Annotated in this window: 12 protein-coding genes; 2 read left to right on the top strand and 10 right to left on the bottom strand. The window is 34.8% G+C overall.

The features are described 5' to 3' along the window. Nucleotides 1-529 precede the first annotated feature (529 nt). The 8 genes from GCQ56_RS20675 to GCQ56_RS00095 all read right to left on the bottom strand — a co-directional run bounded on the left by GCQ56_RS20675 (nt 530) and on the right by GCQ56_RS00095 (nt 14731). The gene (locus tag GCQ56_RS20675; RefSeq protein ID WP_152732360.1) at nt 530-2995 is read right to left on the bottom strand and encodes a helix-turn-helix domain-containing protein; all 2466 of its coding nucleotides are present in this window, start codon (nt 2993-2995) and stop codon (nt 530-532) included. Nucleotides 2996-3408: 413 nt separating this feature from the next. Then, complete coding sequence (locus GCQ56_RS00065) at nt 3409-4644, bottom strand: hypothetical protein (RefSeq protein ID WP_152732361.1); 1236 nt, start codon at nt 4642-4644, stop codon at nt 3409-3411. A gap of 27 nt (nt 4645-4671) precedes the next feature. Beyond that, nucleotides 4672-6114 (bottom strand): carbon starvation protein A, encoded by a 1443-nt coding sequence (locus tag GCQ56_RS00070; RefSeq protein ID WP_152732362.1) that lies wholly within the window; start codon nt 6112-6114, stop codon nt 4672-4674. Nucleotides 6115-6333: 219 nt separating this feature from the next. Beyond that, the gene (locus tag GCQ56_RS00075; protein WP_152732363.1) at nt 6334-6975 is read right to left on the bottom strand and encodes a response regulator transcription factor; all 642 of its coding nucleotides are present in this window, start codon (nt 6973-6975) and stop codon (nt 6334-6336) included. 9 nt (nt 6976-6984) lie between these two features. Continuing rightward, nucleotides 6985-9534, bottom strand: a complete 2550-nt coding sequence (locus GCQ56_RS00080) for an ABC transporter substrate binding protein (protein WP_152732364.1) — start codon at nt 9532-9534, stop codon at nt 6985-6987. Further along, nucleotides 9535-10179, bottom strand: coding sequence for a response regulator transcription factor (locus GCQ56_RS00085; protein ID WP_152732365.1), 645 nt, complete (start codon nt 10177-10179; stop codon nt 9535-9537). It lies immediately after the preceding gene. Between the two features lie 10 nt (nt 10180-10189). Beyond that, nucleotides 10190-12913 (bottom strand): ABC transporter substrate binding protein, encoded by a 2724-nt coding sequence (locus GCQ56_RS00090; RefSeq protein WP_152732366.1) that lies wholly within the window; start codon nt 12911-12913, stop codon nt 10190-10192. Between the two features lie 177 nt (nt 12914-13090). Further along, nucleotides 13091-14731 (bottom strand): dipeptidyl-peptidase 3 family protein, encoded by a 1641-nt coding sequence (locus GCQ56_RS00095; RefSeq protein WP_152732367.1) that lies wholly within the window; start codon nt 14729-14731, stop codon nt 13091-13093. Nucleotides 14732-14918: 187 nt separating this feature from the next. Between GCQ56_RS00095 and GCQ56_RS00100 the strand changes: the two genes are divergently transcribed. Continuing rightward, a complete protein-coding gene (locus GCQ56_RS00100; RefSeq protein WP_152732368.1) occupies nt 14919-16112 on the top strand; it encodes a C1 family peptidase in 1194 nt (397 codons plus the stop codon). 514 nt (nt 16113-16626) lie between these two features. On the opposite strand, the gene GCQ56_RS00105 is transcribed toward GCQ56_RS00100, so the two are convergent. Next, on the bottom strand, nt 16627-18237 hold the full coding sequence (locus tag GCQ56_RS00105) for a SulP family inorganic anion transporter (RefSeq protein ID WP_152732369.1): 1611 nt from the start codon (nt 18235-18237) through the stop codon (nt 16627-16629). 308 nt (nt 18238-18545) lie between these two features. Between GCQ56_RS00105 and GCQ56_RS00110 the strand changes: the two genes are divergently transcribed. Continuing rightward, nucleotides 18546-18812, top strand: coding sequence for a hypothetical protein (locus GCQ56_RS00110; RefSeq protein ID WP_152732370.1), 267 nt, complete (start codon nt 18546-18548; stop codon nt 18810-18812). Here GCQ56_RS00110 and dxs read toward each other — a convergent pair. Beyond that, nucleotides 18809-20722, bottom strand: a complete 1914-nt coding sequence (gene dxs / locus GCQ56_RS00115; protein WP_152732371.1) for a 1-deoxy-D-xylulose-5-phosphate synthase — start codon at nt 20720-20722, stop codon at nt 18809-18811. The genes GCQ56_RS00110 and dxs overlap by 4 nt on opposite strands. Nucleotides 20723-21079: the final 357 nt, after the last annotated feature.

Genomic DNA, 21079 nt, shown 5'->3' on the forward strand with positions numbered 1-21079 from the left:
AAAACATCTCTGTTTTGTATGATACAAATATAGGAGGTAGTTGTGCTAAATGGTATGAATGAAAGTTAAGGAATCTTAAAAGTGATTGGTTTGGGAATCAGAAAGTAAGATGAGAGAGAAATTGAATAGACCACAAAGAAAAATCCCGAACTTCGTTAAGTCCGGGATTTTCTCTAACCACTATTTACTAACCTAAATCTAATCTATGAAAAAACATTCTCTGTTTTTTGTATGTAACAAATGTAGGTGATAATTGTGCTAAATGGTATGAATGAAAGTTAAGGAAGCTTAAAAGTGATTGGTTTGAGGATCAGAAAGTAAGATGAAAGAGAAGTTGAATTGAAATTACCACAAAGAAAAATCCCGAACTTCGTTAAGTCCGGGATTTTCTCTAACCACTATTTACTAACCTAAATCTAATCTATGAAAAAACATCTCTGTTTTGTATGATACAAATATAGGAGGTAGTTGTGCTAAATGGTATGAATGAAAGTTAATGAAACTTAAATATGAGTGATTTAGTATCAATTTATTGTTTTGTATTCTTTAAAAAGGCTTGAATGTATCTGATTTCGGAATATGAATAATCCTTTCCTAAAGCCTCTTTAACAGGATTCAAACTTTCTAGTCCATGAATATTAAACTGCTCTTTTATCTTCTTGATCTTTTTGGATTCAACAAAATTTTTCAAATCTAACATTCCCAAGCCTACATAGTGTGCCAAATGAGTTTCAATAGTAGTTGCTGTTAGTTCTCTAAAAGCAGCTATTTCACGAATACTTTTACCATCCTGATACAATTCAAAGCTAATCAACTTGGTATCTTGTTTTTTCTTTTTCGGTTTTTCTTTTTGCTCAGGAGTTTCAAAGAAATTTAGCATACCCAGACCTTTTTCTTGTCTGTAATCGGTTACCAATTTGATTACATCCTGACCGTATCGTTCAATTTTCTTTTTCCCAAATCCTTTTACCGATTTTAACTGTTCAGTAGTGCATGGCAGTTGGTTGGCTATATCAACTAAACTTCTTTGCGAAGCAATATAAAAGACCGGCGCATTAATTTTATCTGCTAAATCTTTTCTCCATTTTTTCAAGCTCAGAAGCAATTTTGGATGTTCCACATTCTCATCAACAACCTCACGTTTTCGTTTTGTTCTAAAGCCAGATTTTTCGAGATGAGCTTTTGCTCTTACATCGAGATAAGTTTCAATATCAAAACCATTTAAACAGGCTTTTAAACAAGCAGATTTAACACTCGTATTTTCGTGAAGCTGCTTAAGATATTCATTAATAAGTTTCTGAATGGCTTGATTATCTGTCTCACAACTATAATCGTTTAAGATTGATAGAATGTGCTGATCCAGTTTTTCTACAAAATATTTGCTTGCTTTTTTTAGGCGATCTTGTGCTTCTTTGTTTTCGTCCAACTTTTCATTGCCGAGGCAATATCGTTTTAATGTTGGGATAAATTTAGCGGCTATATCAACAATATCGGTTTGAAAAGAAGCAAAGCCAGCTTTTACTTTTTCAGGCAGATTACCTTGAAAAGTTTTTAAATTATCCTGTAATTGCTTGTTCAGATTACGATAAGGTCTGAATATTTCGGAGTAGATAAAAAGCTCTTCCAAAAGTTGAAACTGAAAACTTCTTTTGGCAATTTCCAACTGCTCCTCTTTTGGAGGATTATTTTCAATGTAATTGGTGAATTGGGACACCGATTGATCACAAATAATTCCGCTTTCGCTTAATCTCGATTTTAAAACCAGACCTTCCAAAGTTTTACAACGACTCAAAGCCACATAAACCTGTCCATGAGCAAATGCAGCATTGGCATCAATAACAGCTTTTTCGAATGTTAAGCCCTGACTCTTGTGAATGGTAATTGCCCAAGCCATTTTAAGTGGATACTGGGTAAATTGTCCAACCACATCTTCTTCAATTTCTTTAGATTCTTGGTTGATGCTGTATTTTATACTTTGCCATTCTTCTTTATGAACTTCAATTTCGGAAGCATCATCCTTACATTTCACCAATATCGTATCGTCTTCGAATCCTGTTACAGTTCCAATTTTACCATTGAAATAAAGCTTTTCTGGAGAACTGTCATTTTTTACAAACATGACTTGTGCACCAACTTTAAGGTTCAATTTTTCTTCAGTAGGAAAGGAGTATTCGGGAAATTGACCATCGACAACTGCAGAGAAGCTTTGCGATTTGGCTTTTAATTTTTGTAATCGTTCCTCATTAATTTTCTGAGCTCTGGCATTGTGTGTTGTTAGCGTAATATATCCATCTTCCTTTTCAGTATCGAATTCAGGCTTATATCTTTTTTCAAGCTTTTGAAAAGAGGCATGTGAGAGATGATTGTTTCTGATTTCGTTCAAAATTTGAATAAAATTCTGATCTTTTTGTCGGTAAACATGTTTCAGTTCAATACTAATATGTTGTGCCGATCGAAAAGCTCTACTACTAAAGAAAAAAGCCGTTTCGTAATGTTGACGAAGTAAACTCCACTCTTCATTTTTCACAACCGGAGGCAATTGCTGTAAGTCTCCAATCATTAAAATCTGAACACCACCAAAAGGTAAATTTCGATTCTTGAATTTTCGTAAAACTTCATCAATCCCATCCAATAAATCAGCTCTAACCATACTGATTTCATCAATAATCAGAAGATCAAGAGATTTTATTAAGTTGATTTTTTCTTTGCGATATTTTCGAACGGAAGATTCTGCTGCGTTTTGTTTTTCATTTAAGATTTGTCCTGGAAGAATAGGACCAAATGGCAACTGAAAAAAGGAATGAATGGTAACACCTCCGGCATTAATTGCAGCTACTCCGGTAGGAGCAACAACAACCATTCGTTTAGGTAGTTCAGCTTTTAGCTGTCGTAAAAATGTTGTTTTACCTGTCCCTGCCTTACCGGTTAAGAATATAGTTGTGTTGGTATTTCGAACAAACTTATGCGCTAGTTCGAGTTGTTCATTGCTTTCCATTAAGTACGATTCTGTATGAATTTTAAAAGTACAAAATGTTTATGATTAAGCAGGTTTTCTTAAGGATTATTGATTATTATTTGATTCAGTTTTTGATTTAATTAGGCATATTGTAGTGCACATAACAAATGTAACCTAGGAAATTTTGTTGTCTTCTGGTTAAAGGTAGTTTCTGGATTTCAGTATGTTCATTTGAATTTTTAAGACTAACATGTATATGTAATTCTTTAAAATTCGATTTGGTTTCCTTTAAGTTAATATTTGAAATTACCCAAGGAGAGGAAATATTCAGAGCTTGTGAAAATATTTTGTATTCATTCATGTTCAAGGTTTTTGAAATCGAATCCGGAAGTTTAAATTTCCGGATTCGACAAGAATGATTAGTTGCTTTTTTTATTTAAAAATGAATAAATCTAAAAAGCGTATTTAAAATGCAATAAGAATCTTGTGCTGTTTACAAGATCAGAGTTAGCAACGGTTCCATCGATTTGTGTTGTTCCGTAAGCAGCACCACTATAAATTACTTCACCACCTATTTTCATTTTACCAGATAAAAATTCAATTCTAGGTGCTACCTGATATAAATAATCAATGTTTGAACCACGACTATAAAGTCCAACAAAATTGTCGTTATTCATTGCCAGGTTGTCATCAGCACCTAGGTTTGAACTGTATCCAGCATTTAAACCATAGCGAACATTGCCTGTTGTTGTAAAGATATCAGAGGTCAAATTCCATGTTTTAATATTTGTGTACTCATAGTCACCATTCGACTTTACATTTTTCACACCGTATCCGCCAATCATAGTGAAGTTATACATGTTTTGTCCGTAAATACTTTGGATATTCCATTTGAATTTTTTCCCTGTAATACCTAACCAATAGTTCATGTAGAAACTTCCAATTCTTTCGTCAGTCTTTATTCCATTGCTATTGACTGTTAAAGGCATTAAAGTTCGGTAACCAACAGTTGCTCCTGTAGAAATTACATTTGATAATTTAGTTTCAAATCGAGTGTTGATTTCAGGAATGCTTGATTGTTGTGCATATTTTACATTTGCACCATCAGGTCCGTTACTTTTAAAATCCATTTCAGAAAGTAAAGATAGACTCAGATTACTATTACTAAATTTTCTTGTGTACCTCAACTGTGGTGCTCTGTTAAGTAATCCGAAAGGAACACCTGCACCCCAGTGTAATACTCTTGGAAATGCTGATTCAATAAACATTGGATGCCAGTATTTACCAGCAAGTAATTGATCTTTTTCCCAATCAAGTTTTACAAATGCATGACGTAGTCGTAGCAATCCTGATTTATCGTTTGAGGTTCCAACAAAATCACCTTCAATTACTACAGTACCCTTTGCTCCGAAAGCTTCAAATCCTGATACCGTAACATTTAAGCGCGATTGAATAGTTGTCATGAAGAATTCCGATCTGTCGTTTAAGTCATTGCCTTCAAGATCTAAAGATTCAGCAGCTGGATACAATAAGATTGCTCCCTCTCTGGCATTAACAGTTTTACGAGTATCGAAATAAGTTTCTGCAGCTACAAACCCTTTGAGTTTAATATTTACTTTTTCTTGAGCTTTTGCAAATAATCCAAAACAGATTAACAAAGCAGGTAATATAAATTTAATAGTTTTCATTTCTATACAGATTTAGATAATTGAGTTTTATTGATGTTGGATTTTTAGTTTGGTTTGAGACTTTTTGTAAGTCACATATAGGAATGCTCCTAAACTTGATAAAGCCATAACGATTCCTAGTGGATAAGCCATATTTTGAGAAATCCCAAATCCTTCAGGAGCAATTAAAATATAGGTTGTTACCACCGCAGTCATGAATGTTGCAGGTAAGGAAATAAACCAATGGCTTTTTGCTTTGTGAACCATATACATTGCTGCAGTCCATAAAACTACAGTTGCTAAAGTTTGATTAGCCCAACCAAAATATCTCCAAATAATTGCAAAATTTACCTGGGTTAGTAAGAATCCGATTGCAAATAATGGAAGAGTAATTAATAAACGCTTACCTAAAGATTTTTGCGAGAATTTTAATGAGTCAGCAATGGTTAAACGTGCACTTCTAAAAGCTGTATCACCAGAAGTAATTGGAGCAGCAACTACGCCGAAAACAGCTAATAAACCACCAATTTTTCCTAGCAAGCTGTTACAAATTTCATTTACAACCCATGCAGCATTGTGCCCAGGTTGAGTCATTGTTTCGCCTAACTCTCTAATACCACCGAAAAATGTCATAGCAGCAGCAGCCCAAATCATAGCTACTATACCTTCTGCAATCATTGTTCCGTAGAAAATCTTTCTACCTTGTTTTTCATTCGTCATACAACGTGCCATTAATGGAGATTGTGTTGAATGAAAGCCAGAAATTGCACCGCAAGCAATGGTAATAAAAAGAAGAGGGTATATTGGGTATTTTCCCGGACTAGCATGGAAGTTCATAATATTTGAAGGAACCAATTCAGGAATTTCATATCCACCAAAAATTAATGCTCCTGCAATTCCAAATGCCATTATTAATAAGCACAACCCAAAAAATGGATAGATTTTACCAATTAATTTATCAATTGGAATCATTGTTGCCAATAGATAATATAGGAAGATTACTCCAATTAGAATTGAAACATTAAATCCTGTTAATCCGTGAAGAATACTAGCAGGACCTTTGATAAATACAACACCTACTAATACTAAAAGCACAACAGAAAAAACTCTCATAAAGTTTTTAAATACTGGTCCTAAGTATTTTCCTACAACTTCAGGGATACTTGCACCACCATGACGAATAGAAAGCATACCTGAAAAATAATCATGAACGGCTCCGGCAAAAATACAGCCAATAACGATCCAAATAAAGGCTACCGGACCCCATAAAGCACCTGCAATGGCTCCAAAAATAGGACCAAGTCCGGCAATATTTAAGAATTGAATCAGGAAGATTTTCTTCCAGTTCATAGGAACGAAATCAACACCGTCTTCTTTTGCAATAGCAGGTGTAGTTTTTTCTGGATCAGCTCCAAATTTGCGTTCTACAAATTTTCCGTACACCACATATCCCAGAATTAAAGCTGCAATACAGATAAAAAAGGTTACCATAGTAATATTGTTTTGAATGAGTAATAAGTTTACAAATACAAAACAAGTGGAAACGTTTGCGGTTAGTAAGAGTAGTTTTGCGCAATTCAATCAAAAATACCCTCACAAGTTTATGAGGGTAAATACGTAGATTTGCGTACTAACTACCACAATATAAGATATTTGAATCCCTATTTGGATCAAATTCAATTAAGAAGGTGTAAGTGATTAATACAGAGACTAAATCTCAATAATACTATTTTTTATGGCATACATTACCATTGCAATTGAGTTGGTGCAATTGGTTTTACTAAGTAGGTTTGCCCTATGACGTTCTACTGTTCTAATACTAATAAACAGGGTATCGGCAATCTTATTATTACTAAAGCCTTTGCAAATTAATTGCAGAACTTCTAATTCTCGATCTGTAAAATGAACGATTTCGGATGGGTTTTTCTGTTGTTTTCTTTTGTTTAGAATTCCAACAAGTAATTCTTGTGAAAAATAACTTCCTCCGGACCCAACTGTAAGTAAGGCTGCAGATAATTCATCAACATCGGAATTTTTCAGAAGAAACCCTTTAACTCCAGCTTCTACCATTTTATCGTAGTACTGCTCTTCACCATGCATTGATAATACGACAATTTTAAGGTTCGGATTTTCTCGTAATGCTTCAATAGTAGCATCAATGCCATTCATTTTTGGCATATTAATGTCCATTAAAACAATATCAACATCAGTAACATTAATCAAATCAAGAAATTCATGACCATTTTCGGCTTCCCCAACTACATTAATGTTATCCATATCGTCAAGAAGGAAACGTAATCCTTTTCTAAAAATTTTATGATCGTCAACGATGATTACCTTTTGCTCTCTCATACAAAAAAATTATAGGTTTACGTTTACAACAGCTATCATTCCACCGGTTTCCGGATTGCTTTGAATGTTGTGCGAGCCATTTAAAGATTTAATTCTACTAAGAATATTATACAATCCCATTCCTGTACTTTCACTATTAATTTCGTCAGGATCAAAGCCTTTTCCATCGTCAATATAAATCAAATTCAATGAATTGTTCTCTCTTGAAAGCGATATTTGAATATTGTTTGCTTCTGCATGCTTAATTGTATTGTTTATTAATTCTGTAATCACACGGTAGATAACAACTTCAATTTGTTGGTTAATTCTCTCTTCCAAATTTTTTGAATCGAGAGTGATGTTAATTGTTTTTGACAGATTTATTTTGCTGATAAAGGAGTTGATTGCATTAACCAATCCGAAATCATTAAGAACGTGAGGACTCAGGTTGTTAGAGATCTCTTTAATGTTAATGAGAGTTTCATTTACGATTTCGCGAGATGAACTAATTATTTGTTCATTTCTCTCACTAAGTTTCGATTTGCTAAGTGCCGATAAGTATAAGTTAATACTTGACAACAAAGGACCAATTGAGTCATGTAAATCTGTGGCAAATCTTTTTCTTTCATTCTCTTCAGCCTCAATAACAGCATTTAAAACCTTACGTTCTGTTTCTTGTCTCACACTAATATCACTTGCTACAGATAGAATTAGTTTGGTGTCAGTTAAATCAATTAAACTCAAATGAATTTCAACAGGAAAAGTTGTATTGTTCTTTCTTTTTTGAATAGACTCTAATTTAATAGATGCATTTTCAGGTCTTAATTTATTCCATTGGGTTTTGAACTGGTTCAAATTGTACTTTTGATCCAAAAGTGTCATATTAGATCCAATGATTTCTTTTCGGTCGTAACCCAAAAGTTTGCATGTTGCAAGATTTACATCAAGAATATTTCCCTCAAAATCATGTATAATAATTTCGTCGGCAGCTTGCTCAATTAAGGATCTCCATCTTTCTTCGGATGCTCTAATTTGCTTTTCATCTTCTTTAATTTTTGCTTCTGCCTGTTTTCTTTGAGTGATATCAATTAGAGTTCCTACAAGATTTATCGCTTGTTTTTCACTGGAATAATCCAGGATTTTGGCTTTAGCTTTTAACCACATCCAAATGTTGTTTTTGGCTTTTAAGCGCATTTCAAAAACCAAAAGATCAATTACTCCATTTTGCAGTTTACCTCTTTCCTCTATAAACTCCTGTATATCTTCAGAATGAATAAGTTGTTCGATAAACTCAGGAGTATTTTTCACCAGATCTGGATCGTAACCTAATTTTTCCCAAATATTTTTACTGATATAAGTACTGTGTTCCTTAAAATTATGCTCCCAAACACCATCCGAATTAGCATCTAGCATTCGAAGTAATCTATTACGACTACTTTTAAGTTGTTGATTTCTTGCTATTAATCTAGTTTCATTTATACGGCGCTTATATCGTGCATATATAATTATTAGAACTAGCAATCCTAAAGAGATTAATATTACAATAATGCTGATTTTGTATTTAGTAATAAATGATGGTGGTTGATTAATTACGATACTTTCTTTTGGAAGATTGTTAACAGTAATTTTAAAGCGTTTCATCTGATTGTAATCAAACATGAAAGCGTTGTATCCTTCCGTAACCAGAGGAATACTATTCACATCAGTTCCATTAATTACTTTAACTGCTAATTCAGCAGCTAATTTACCTTGTTTGAAACCACTGGTTAGCATACCACCAACAATACCTTCGTTAAAATAAAATACCCAGGAACTATAAATTGGAAGTTCTGTTGCATCTCTAATAATTTCAATATTTTCCTGATAGGAAATATAGTTTCCTTCTCGATCTTTACTAAAGTTGAGAAGTAGAATAATATTTGAATTATCCAGATTTTTAACTTTTTCAACTAGACTTTGAATGGATAAATTTTCGAGAAAAATTAGTTTAACATTTGTTTTTAATTCTGGCCAAAATGAAATAATATGATTTCGATTAATAATTGCTGAAGTGGTGATATTGTCATTAATAACAACCAGGTTTTTGGCTTTGGGATGCAGGCGTAAAGCTTGTTCTACAGTTTGTTTAAAATCAATAAACTCCGTAACACCTGTAATATCAGTCATTCCCTCTATAAGGCTATCTTCAAACTGATCGATAGAGCAAAAAACAATAGGAATATTCTTAAAAAATTCTTCCTGATGATCACGAGTAAAATAAAGAGCATTATTGTCTGATGCAATAACAACATTGTATGGTATGCCTTTGTGTTTGAGTCGATAAAGTTTTTTGAACTCTTTTAAATATTCTTCGTCATACCTACGTTTGGTATCCATATATTCGAACTGTATCTCGATATCTTCGTGTTGGTTAAGAACCGAAAGAATTCCTTTGGTGATGTTGTCAGTCCAGTTCAATCCCTGGTGATAGGAGTGAAGCACTAAAATTTTTTGACGTCGGGCGGAAGCATCGAATAGGAAGAGGCTAAGAATTCCCAGAAATAAGATTATTTTTTTATATGTATTAGATTTTGAGAACATTTAATCAATCTCAATAATTTTATTTTTAACAGCATACATTACCAGAGAAGTAGAGTTTTTGCATCCTGTTTTACTTAGTAAATTCGCTCTATGACGATCAACCGTTCGGTGGCTGATGAATAATTCTTCAGCAATCTCGGCGTTACTATATCCGTCGCAAATTAATTTAAGAACTTCTAGTTCTCGTTGTGAGAGTTTTACAATATCTGTTCTGAGTTTTTGTAATCTTTTTTTATCCAAAATATCAACCAAAAGTTCTTGAGAGAAATATGATTTTCCAGACATTACAGCCTCTAAAGCTGCAATTAGTTCATCGGCACCTGAATTCTTGAGCAGGAATCCTTTTACACCTGCATCCAGCATTTGATCGTAATATTCTTCCTCTCCATGCATGGAAAGAACAATTACTTTTAAATCAGGATATTTTTCCATGGCGGCTTTGGTGGCATCAATTCCATTCATTTCGGGCATGTTGATATCCATTAAGGCAATGTCGATAGGTTCCTTTTTAGCCATTTCTAAAAACTCAACACCATTAGATGCCTCGCCAATCACTTTAATATTTGGGACATTACTTAACAGAAACTGAAGTCCACTGCGAAACATTTTGTGATCATCAACAATTATTACCTTATATTCTTCCATGCTCAATATTTTATAAGTTTACTTCTACAACTGCCATCATACCACCACGTTTGGGATTACTTTTAATTTTATGAGTTCCGTTAAGGGAACGAATTCGACTAAATACATTGTACAATCCCATTCCACTTGAAGTTCCTGCATTTATAGCTTTCGAATCGAATCCAATTCCATCGTCAATATAAATTAAGGATAGCAAATTGCCTTCTCTTGCCAGATTAATTTCAATGTTTGAAGCTTTAGCGTGCTTTATAGTGTTGTTAATTAGCTCATTTACCACTCTAAAAATAACCACTTCTATCTGATGGTTCAACCTTTCTTCCATATTTTCAGCATAAAAGCTAATATTAATGGTTTGGGAAACATTTATTTTATTGGTAAAGGATCGAATGGCTTTTTCCAGTCCAAAATCATTCAGAATATGTGGACTCAGATTATTTGATATTTCTTTAATACTAACCAATGCGTCATTTACAGCATCAACAGAGGCACGAATAATATTTCGCTTATCTTCAACCGATTTTACTTTGGTTAATGAAGATAAGTAAAGATTGATGCTAGATAATAGCGGACCTATAGAGTCGTGCAAGTCGGTAGCAAATCTTTTACGTTCAACTTCTTCGGTTTTAATAACTGCATTTAATATTTTCCGCTCGGTTTTTTGTCGGATACTAATATCAGTTCCAACGGATAAAATTAGTTTACTTTCGCCAAGTTCGATTAAACTCAAATGAATTTCAACCGGAAAATTACTTCCATCTTTTCGTTTCTGAGCCGATTCGAAGGAGATGGATGGATTGGAAGAATTTAATTTTTTACGATAGGTATGAAGCTCAGAACTGGAATGATTCATATCAATTTCACTATAGTTGAGTTGAAGTATTTCTTCCTGACTGTATCCTAGCCACTTGCAGGCAGCTGAGTTTGCGTCTATTATAGAGCCGTTCGTGTCATAAATCAGAATCTCATCAGAAGCTTGTTCAATTAGGGAGCGCCATCTTTTTTCACTGACTCTTAATTTTTTCTCATCTTTTCGGATTTTTTCTTCTGCAACTTTTCGCTGAGTGATATTTACCAGAGTTCCAACCATGTTTAATGGTTTCTTTTGTTCATTGTAATCCAGGATTTTACCTTTAGCTTTAAACCACATCCAGCTTTTATCTTTCGCGCATATCCTAAATTCAATAATAAACAATTCACTCAATCCCAAACGGTTTTGTTTGTCTTTTTGTTTGATGATGATTAGATCTTCGGGATGGATTAATTTGCACAGTAAATCTTTGGTATTCGATGCTGTAACTGACCTGTAACCAAGTTTATCCCAAATGATTTTACTGATATAGACTTGTCCCGTTGCAAAATTGTGTTCCCAAACTCCATCCGAATTGGCATCAAGCATCCTCAATAATCTATCGCGACTGCTTTTTAATTCAAGATTGGCTTCTTCCAGGTTTTCGGTACGTTCTTTCACCAATTCTAAGAGGTTATGCCTATGATGTTCAAGTTCCTTGTTTTGTTTGATGATTTGATCGGTTTGTAATTCTAATTTTTCGTTGGCAAACATGAGTTCTTTAGTTCTCACAGCAACTCTTCTATCCAATTCCTCATTGATCTCAATTAGTTTGCGTTCGTTTCGTTCCCGCTTAACTTTCGAGTATCGAAGAATGAAGGCGATAATTACAATAAAGGCTATAATAACCAGTAAAGAGGTTTGATATTGACGAACTATTGATGGTGGTTGATGACTGATATAACTATTCTCAGGAAGCTGTTTGGGTAGAATTCTGAATCGTTTCATTTGTTCAAAATCGAACTTGAACTGATTGTATCCCGATCTGATTATTGGAACCTGATCAACATTTTTACCTTCTAAAATTTTTAAAGTAGATTCAGCTGCAAGCTCACCTTGCTTGAACCCACTTGTCAACATTCCACCAACTATTCCTTCGTTAAAGTAAAACTCCCAACTACTATAAATTGGCAGGTTAGTAGCTTCTCGTATAATTTCGATATTTTCCTGATAGGAAATAAAATTTCCCTCCTTATCGCGACTGAAATTGATAAGGTAAATAATACTTTTCGGATCTAATTGCTTTACTTTTGAAACCAATTCCTCAATTGATAATTTCTCAAGAAAAACCAATTCAACATCGGTTTTTAAATCCGACCAAAACGATTTAATATTATTACGATTTAATATTGCGGATTGAGTTTGATTATCGTTTATAACAACCAATTGCTTTGTATCCGGATGGAGTTTTAAAGCAACCTCAATAGTTTCACGGGAATCAATTTCTTCAGTTACTCCGGTTACCTTATCAATGCCTTTTATTGATTCATTACTGAATTGATCTATGCAGCAGAAAATAACAGGAATTCCCTTAAAATAATCGGTATAATAATGCCTAACAAAATCTAAGGCATGGTTATCGGATACAATAATTGCTTCGAATTTGTTTTTTTGGTGCTTTAGATCGTATAGTTTGGCAAACTCAGCCAGGTATTCCGGTTGTGAGTGTCGCTTGGTATCCATGTATTCAAAAACCAATTCTACATTATCCTCTTGTCCTAAAACAGATTGAATACCTGCACTAACATTATCGGTCCAATTTAATCCTTGATGATAGGAATGCAGAACCAAAACTCTTTGTTTTCTGGCAGAAGCCGAGAAGCAAAAGAAAACTGAAAATAGAATCAGTAATGCATATTTATGAAATGAGGAAGAATTAAACTTCATTTTTGATTTTTTACAGTCCAAAATTTACTAGATAGATGAACGATTGTAAGGTACAAAGCCTAAGTGTGATTTACTATGCTGTAAAATACCCATTTTTACCATATGATTGAAGAACAAAAGAAGAGGCTGAATCGAATTCGATTCAGCCTCTTTAATAATGTATAAAATGGATTCAGCTTACAAACCTAATACTTTAGCACCTTGCTTAAATACAACATCCTTCGGAATACCAGCTTCGTTTACACGATCTAAATCTTTTTGAAGATCTTCGCGAATAAAACCTCTTTCAGCAATCATTTGCTGAGCAGCTTCATAGTTTCCGTCACCTTGAATGATTAAGATTTGTTTTCCTAATTCGTTCATAGCTGCTTTCATTTTATCGAAATCAACTTTGTAAGTTCCAGTTTCTGGATTTCTTGTAAAAGCACCTTGCTCTTCGAAGAAATAGAAACGCATCATGTTTGCTTTACCATGAGCACTTGCAGCGCCAAAACGAACTGAACGGAAAATACCAGCCATAAAGGTTACGTAATTGTCCATTAATTTGTCTTTGTCCATTTCACCCCACTCAGCCATTTGAGTGATCATGTATAAACCTAAAATATCAGCTTTACCTTCTTCAATAGAAGTATAAGTATCTTTAAGAGCTTTGCGAACGCTTACCTTATCTTTTAAGGTATAGTTGATACCTAAACCATGAGCAACTTCGTGGAACATTACATTCTCGAAGAAAGCATCAAAGGTAACGTTCTTACGCTGGCTCTCGTCCATCAAAAGATCCGAAATTGGAAGTAAAATCTTATCGAATTTCGCTTTCATTGCATTTTTCAACTGTAGCTTTCTACTACCTTTTGCAGCATGTACACGAGGATCATTTGGAAGATTAATTGCGATGTTCTTACTACCAGCATTACAGTCGCCAGCATAGTAAATTACATCGTAAGCATTCATATCCGCGTTAGCGTTAGCTTTCTCAGCTTTATATTCTGCAGGAACAGGAAGACCTTCTTGCAGACGAGGAAGAAGAGAAGCAAATTTTGACAATTTTTCACTCCAAACTTTATCTTTTACCAAAATCTGACCAGAGTGAGATGCTTTGTATCCGTAAAGAGCATCTTCGTAAGTCTCGATAGGACCAACTACAAAATCAAGCGTATTGCTTTTCATGTCCATCCAAGCCAAATCAGAAGCCAAATAGTCATCAGTTAATAAAGCCTCAGCTCTTAGTTCTAAATACTTCTTTAAACCTTCATCTTCAGCTAAAATAGCTGCTTTTTTAAGCAGGTCAGAAGCTTTTTTAATTTTTTCAGGATAAACTTCGTGGTATGCAGCAACTCTTAATTTACCATCAGCATCGCGAACAATTTTAGTGTACCAATCCGTTTTCATTTCATCCTCAATGGCATCAAACTCTTCAGGAGTCATATCGCCAGGATAGAAATTTGCTCCCTTAGGTTTTGCATTAAAACCATCAAGAAATGCTTTGTTATCATTTAATCTGTCCCAAGGACCATAGTTAATTTTAGAATAAGCAACGGCAGCAGGATCACTTAACGTTGCAAGAAATTCAGCTTTATCACCAATTGCATCCTTCCAGAACAATTCTTCCATGATATCAGCAACCTCAATTAAAATAGGAAGCATTTGCTTCTCCTTCTCAGTCAAAAGGTTCATGTCAGTAGTCAGTTCGAATTCAGCATATTGATCAACCAATTTCTGAGTTGGAGAAACTACGACTTCTTTCTTTACTTTTTGATTACAAGATGCCAAACCTATAATAAGGCTTAACAACAATGTAATTGATGCGATTTTTTTCATTATTACAATGATATTTAGTTAGAAAATGTTGTTTGGTATTTGAATAACGCTAAAGTCATTCGATTATTTTTTACCTTGTGTGATCTTTCAAAACATTCAAAAATACATGCAAAGAATTGCATTATCAAGATATATGTACCTAAAGCATATTGTTTTGATTTTGTTTAAACAACAAACGAGCTGAAAAATGAAATTAAGAACTTTATTAATTGCAATACTTGTAACTGGTATGATATTACCGGCTGCAGCTAAAAAGAAAGAGGAAAAAGAGAAATCTTACCAATTTACCATTGAAAAACAATTAGCTGTAACGCCAGTTAAAAATCAACATCGTTCGGGAACGTGTTGGGCTCATGGTACCATTTCATTTCTAGAATCGGAACTATTACGTCTTGGAAAAGGAGAGTTTGATTTGTCTGAAATGTTTATTGTGAATAGAAATTATCATATGCGTGCTAAAGACTATGTGCGTTTTCATGGGAGTAAGAAATTCTCCGGTGGCGCTGAAGGTTGGGATGTTTTAGAAGTGATTCGTGAATTTGGAATTACACCTCAAAGTAAATACACAGGAAATACAATTGGGGAAAACATGCCTGTACACGGAGAAATGGATGCTGTTCTTAAAGCATATGTTGGTGCCGTGGTAAAGAACAGAAACAAAAAAATAACGCCTGTTTGGATGAAGGGTTTTGATGGTATTCTGGATGCTTATTTAGGAGAGATTCCTAAAACTTTCACTTACAAAGGAACTGAATATACGCCAAAATCATTTGCTAAATACCTGGATCTATCAATGGATGATTACGTAAGCATAGGTTCGTATACTCACCATCAGTTTTATGAATCATTCATTTTCGAAGGGGCGGATAATTGGTCTTTAGGTGAGATTTACAATGTTCCACTGGATGATATGATGACGATTATTGACAAGGCAATTGACAATGGTTATTCGATGGCTTGGGTGAGCGATGTAAGCGATCCAGGTTTTTCGCATCAAAAAGGAGTTTCGGTGGTTCCGGATACGGATTTTGAAAATATGGACGATTCGGAAATATCGAAATGGGAAAGCATGAGTAAGGATGAAAAATCGACTTATGGTCTGGATTTTCCTGTTCCTGAAAAAGAGATTACTCAAGAAATGCGTCAAATTACCTTCGACAATTATGAACTAACAGAAGATCATTTAATGCATTTGGTGGGAACCGCAAAAGATCAGAATGGAACCAAGTACTATTTGATAAAGAATTCATGGGGAACAGAACGAAATGATCATGGAGGATTCTTTTACGCATCGGAAGCATGGATGAAATACAAAAGTATCTCCATAATGCTTCATAAGGATGCTATTCCAGCTAAGATAAAGAAGAAGTTAGGATTGTAAAGCATTCAAAGGATATAGGAAATGGACTTGGATATTGATTCAGGTCCTTTTTTTGATTTTAAGAAGTTGATAAACGAGCAATAGCACTCTATTGCGCATTAAACAATGGCTTGCTAATAAGATTTGGGTGGATTTTGAATGGGCGCAACGAGAGTAATCTAGAAAATATGCCTATTGTGCCTGGCAACAATGACCACAAATTAAAAATTATACTAATTGTGCGCAGCCGCAATCTATATAATCTTGAAATTACATCTATTGTGCTCAGGCACAATACCCATAAATTTGAGAATACATTGAGTGCGCCCATCAAAAATGTACTCCGTAATTAAAACAAATGCATTTCTGCAATTGGAAATGTAGGAGGTATTATTACAATATCAAGAATTGTAACTGAGAAGTACTTTTGTTTTAACCTAAATTCATTTCTGAACAAAAACACCACCTCCCGCGTGGGAAGGTGGTGAAAAAAAAGCTTCGGGAGAATAATCTCCCAAAACAAATATCTTGAGTTTTACTCGATTTTTACTTTATCGGTTACAACATAGTAACGTGGATCGTCAATATCACGAATAATGACAGATCTAAAATGATCGTCGGCAGTTTGCAACAATTTAATACAATCCTCGCTTAAATGCTTCAATTTAATGGTTTTTCCGGCATTTTCATATTTTTGAACCAAATTACTGATGGCTTCAATACCTGAGTGATCCGATACTCTTGATTCGATAAAATCAATTTCAACTGATTTAGGGTCATTATCAACATCGAATTTGTTCATGAACGTGGTAATTGATCCAAAGAAAAGTGGTCCCCAGATTTCATATACTTTTGTACCATCAGGCTTTTCCGATTTTCGTGCACGAATTTTACGAGCATTCTCCCAAGAGAATACCAATGCACTTACAATAACACCTACTAATACGGCAATTGCCAAATCGAATATCACGGTTAAAGCAGATACCAATATCAATACAAAGGCATCGGCTTTCGGTATTTTATGAAGTATACGGAAACTCGACCATGCAAATGTTCCGATAACCACCATAAACATTACACCAACCAAGGCTGCAATTGGTACCATTTCGATTAGCGGAGATGCGAATAGGATAAATGCCAATAAGGTAAGTGCAGCAATTATACCTGATAATCTTCCACGACCACCTGATTTCACGTTGATAAGAGATTGTCCGATCATTGCACAACCACCCATTCCACCGAAAAATCCGGTAACGATATTTGCAGCACCTTGTGCCATACACTCGCGATTACCATTACCACGACTGTTAGTGATCTCATCTAAAAGGTTCAAGGTCATTAAGGACTCAATTAAACCAATTGCAGCTAATATTGCAGCGTACGGAAGAACAAATATGATGGTTTCCATATTAAAAGGAACCAATGTAAACAGCTGAGTCTGGAAAGTTGGCAAACCACCTTCTAAACCAGCACCACCACCATCTTTAATAAAGGATCCAACAGTACTTACATCTAATCCGCCAAATATTACAATTGCCGATACCACAAGAATACCCGTTAATGCTGCAGGAATTTTACTTGTAAGTTTAGGAAGGAAATACATGATCGCCATGGTCAAGACTACCAATCCAATCATTGTATACATCTCAAGTCCCTGCAACCAAGCTGTTTCGCCAGCAATTTTCTCAGTAAACATTCCCAATTGCGATAAGAAAATCACAATAGCCAAACCGTTTACAAATCCCATCATTACAGGATGAGGAATTAAACGAACAAATTTACCAAAGCGGAATACACCTGCTAAGAACTGAATAATTCCAGTTAGAACAATTGTTGCAAATAGGTAATTCAATCCCATATTTTCGATAGGACTAGCCATTGCCATTCCCATTTCGTTTCCTTCTTTTACAAGGCTAACTAATACTACAGCCATTGCTCCGGTTGCTCCGGAAATCATTCCCGGACGACCACCAAAAACGGAGGTAATCAAGCCGATCATAAATGCAGCATAAAGACCAACCAATGGATCTACGCCTGCTACAAACGCAAACGCCACTGCTTCCGGAACCAAGGCAAGTGCCACGGTTAAACCGGATAAAATATCATCTTTTGAATTTTTTGCTTTCTTCCTGAAAAAATCTACCATTTCAACTTAAAAAATTGATTAAGGGCGCAAAAGTAGCCTTTTTGTTTTTACTAGAGCTAATACTGTGTGAAAGTATTTCTGATTATTTGAGCGAAAACGATTTATATGCTGTGAAACATGTTTAGATGGGAATGAATGATGAAATATCAGATTCTATTTATTCTTACTCAATTCAAAAATTATTTTTTTTTGCTCTTCTAATTTCCTTAAATTGAATTCAGTAAATAGAACTTCTTGTTAAAGACTCTTGCCCTTATTTTGGGGATTGTGATTTGTTGATTGATAGATATATTATTAATCGGAGTGAGATGAAAAGAGTAATAAAAGACTATAAAAGCATAGGATTGGAATTGTTCCAACTTTTAATAAAGTCATTTCCCGATGGGATTTACGAAGACGATCTAATTAGTATTAGAACACCCTCAGGTAAAATTATAAAGGTAATTGAGTTGAAAACAGAGGACACAGATTACCTTATAAAAATGGATAAGGAAATGCAAACCCAAATGGATTCATTTACAGGTGATTTTGAGGGATTAGATCCTTATTCAGATGGATATAGGAGTAGTCCTTAATTGGTTTTTGGTGCTAATATTTTAGTGACAGCTTTAACAATTCCTTCTTTGTCGTAACCGCATTCTTTATAGAGTTCTTGCTGGCTTCCTTGTTCTACCCAACGATCAGGAACTCCCAGACGTTTTACACGGCTACTGTAATCATTATCACTCATAAATTCCAATACTGCAGAGCCTAAACCTCCAACAATACAGCCATCTTCGAGTGTAATGATATTACTGAAATTGCTGAATACCTCATGAAGAAGTTCTTCATCAATTGGCTTAAGGTATCGCATATCGTAATGAGCAATAGAAAGATTTCCTTTTTCCAATTCTTCGATGGCATCCATTGCTTCCATTCCAATTGCGCCAATGGAAAGAATAGCCAAATCTTTACCATCCTTCAATTTTTGACCTTTACCAACCGGAAGAATTTCAAATTCTTTTTTCCAATCTACAATTCTTCCTTTTCCTCTAGGATAACGAATAGAGAATGCACCCATATTTTCCTGCTGAGCGGTAAACATTAAGTTACGAAGCTCAATTGCGTTTAAAGGAGAAGCAATAGTCAAGTTGGGCACACAACGCATAAAAGCGAGATCGTATACCCCATGATGAGTAGCTCCATCGGCGCCAACCAATCCACCTCTGTCTAAACAGAAAACTGCATTTACATTTTGCAAAGCCACATCATGTATTACCTGATCGTAGGCTCGCTGCATGAATGATGAATAGATAGCACAGAAAGGCAGTTTGCCCTGAGCAGCCAATCCACCAGCGAAAGTTACAGCATGTTGTTCTGCAATACCTACATCGAATGCTCGATCGGGCATTTTTTCCATCATGATATTTAATGAACTTCCTGTTGGCATAGCCGGAGTTATTCCAACTATTTTATCGTTCATTTCAGCCAACTCTACCAATGTGTTACCAAAAACTTCCTGAAATTTAGGAGCTTGAGGTTCGGTAGGAGCTTGCGTTAAGATTTTACCAGTTTTTATATCGAATTTACCAGGAGCATGCCAGTAAGTTTGGTCAATCTCAGCTTGTTTAAAGCCTTTACCTTTCTTGGTAATGCAATGTAAAATCTTAGGTCCGGGAATGTTTTGTAGATCACTCAACACTTTTACCATGTGATTTACATCGTGTCCATCAACAGGACCAAAATATCTGAAATTTAAAGCCTCAAAAAGGTTACTTTGTTTCAATAAAATGGTTTTGATGCCATTCTCAACCTTCTGAAATGCTTTTTGTGTATTTGGATTGATGCGATTGAATTTCCCAAGAAATCGCCACACATCATTTTTTACCTTATTATAGGTTTGTGAGGTTGTGATATCCAAAAGGTAATCGTTTAAACCACCTGTGTTTGGATCGATTGCCATATTGTTGTCATTCAATATCACCAACAAATCGGCATTGTTCCCTGCAGCATTGTTTAGACCTTCGAAAGCCAATCCGGCAGTCATGGAACCATCGCCAATAACGGCAACAGTTTTACGATCTTTTTCTCCGCTAAGTTGAGCTGCAACCGCCATTCCCAAAGCAGCAGAAATAGAAGTAGAGGAGTGACCTACAGTAAATGAATCGTATTCACTTTCGTTGCGATTTGGAAAACCACTAATCCCTTTGTATTTGCGATTTGTATGGAAAGCATCTTTTCGTCCGGTCAGTATTTTATGACCGTAAGCCTGATGTCCAACATCCCAAACCAAATTGTCGTAAGGTGTATTGAGTACATAGTGAAGGGCTACAGTTAGTTCAACCACACCCAAGCTGGCTCCAAAGTGTCCTGGATTATTTGATACTTGCTCAATAATCTCCTGACGTAATTCAGAACATACCTGAATCAGATCATCCTCAGAAACCTTTTTAAGATCTGAAGGATAATTAATTTGATCCAATATTTTTCTATCAGCTTTCGCCATGTACGAATTTCCCCTTTTTATCGTTAAAAGAAATAAAACAGATGTAAGACTGTTAGTCAGACATATAAAATATCTATTCCCTTGAAATATTGCACGAATATAATAAATAATTAACAAGTAATCTTTGAATTGCTTGTGTCTATAAAACGCTGTATGCTTATATTTGTTTGTATGATATTCATTAATGCAATACATCTCATTAAGTTAATGTTCTATTTTTCAGATTTTTTTAAATAAGGGATTGTAACAGGTATAAAGTCGCAAGAGCTTTAGGAACTCATTTTTCTTAATACTTTAATCTTGATACTTTAGAATGAGATTTGATAATAAGAGGAAAAATTCAACCATTGTAGTATA

This window comes from Marinifilum sp. N1E240, from assembly GCF_009295825.1.
GTDB classification, from domain to species: domain Bacteria; phylum Bacteroidota; class Bacteroidia; order Bacteroidales; family Marinifilaceae; genus Marinifilum_A; species Marinifilum_A sediminis.

Excerpts from the sequence above, each read along its gene's own strand:
- GCQ56_RS00095 (WP_152732367.1), bottom strand. The coding sequence starts at position 14,731 with ATGAAAAAAATCGCATCAATTACATTGTTGTTAAGCCTTATTATAGGT.
- GCQ56_RS00110 (WP_152732370.1), top strand. The coding sequence starts at position 18,546 with ATGAAAAGAGTAATAAAAGACTATAAAAGCATAGGATTGGAATTGTTC.
- GCQ56_RS00085 (WP_152732365.1), bottom strand. The coding sequence starts at position 10,179 with ATGGAAGAATATAAGGTAATAATTGTTGATGATCACAAAATGTTTCGC.
- GCQ56_RS00080 (WP_152732364.1), bottom strand. The coding sequence starts at position 9,534 with ATGTTCTCAAAATCTAATACATATAAAAAAATAATCTTATTTCTGGGA.
- GCQ56_RS00075 (WP_152732363.1), bottom strand. The coding sequence starts at position 6,975 with ATGAGAGAGCAAAAGGTAATCATCGTTGACGATCATAAAATTTTTAGA.
- GCQ56_RS00090 (WP_152732366.1), bottom strand. The coding sequence starts at position 12,913 with ATGAAGTTTAATTCTTCCTCATTTCATAAATATGCATTACTGATTCTA.
- GCQ56_RS00070 (WP_152732362.1), bottom strand. The coding sequence starts at position 6,114 with ATGGTAACCTTTTTTATCTGTATTGCAGCTTTAATTCTGGGATATGTG.
- GCQ56_RS20675 (WP_152732360.1), bottom strand. The coding sequence starts at position 2,995 with ATGGAAAGCAATGAACAACTCGAACTAGCGCATAAGTTTGTTCGAAAT.
- GCQ56_RS00100 (WP_152732368.1), top strand. The coding sequence starts at position 14,919 with ATGAAATTAAGAACTTTATTAATTGCAATACTTGTAACTGGTATGATA.
- dxs (WP_152732371.1), bottom strand. The coding sequence starts at position 20,722 with ATGGCGAAAGCTGATAGAAAAATATTGGATCAAATTAATTATCCTTCA.
- GCQ56_RS00065 (WP_152732361.1), bottom strand. The coding sequence starts at position 4,644 with ATGAAAACTATTAAATTTATATTACCTGCTTTGTTAATCTGTTTTGGA.
- GCQ56_RS00105 (WP_152732369.1), bottom strand. The coding sequence starts at position 18,237 with ATGGTAGATTTTTTCAGGAAGAAAGCAAAAAATTCAAAAGATGATATT.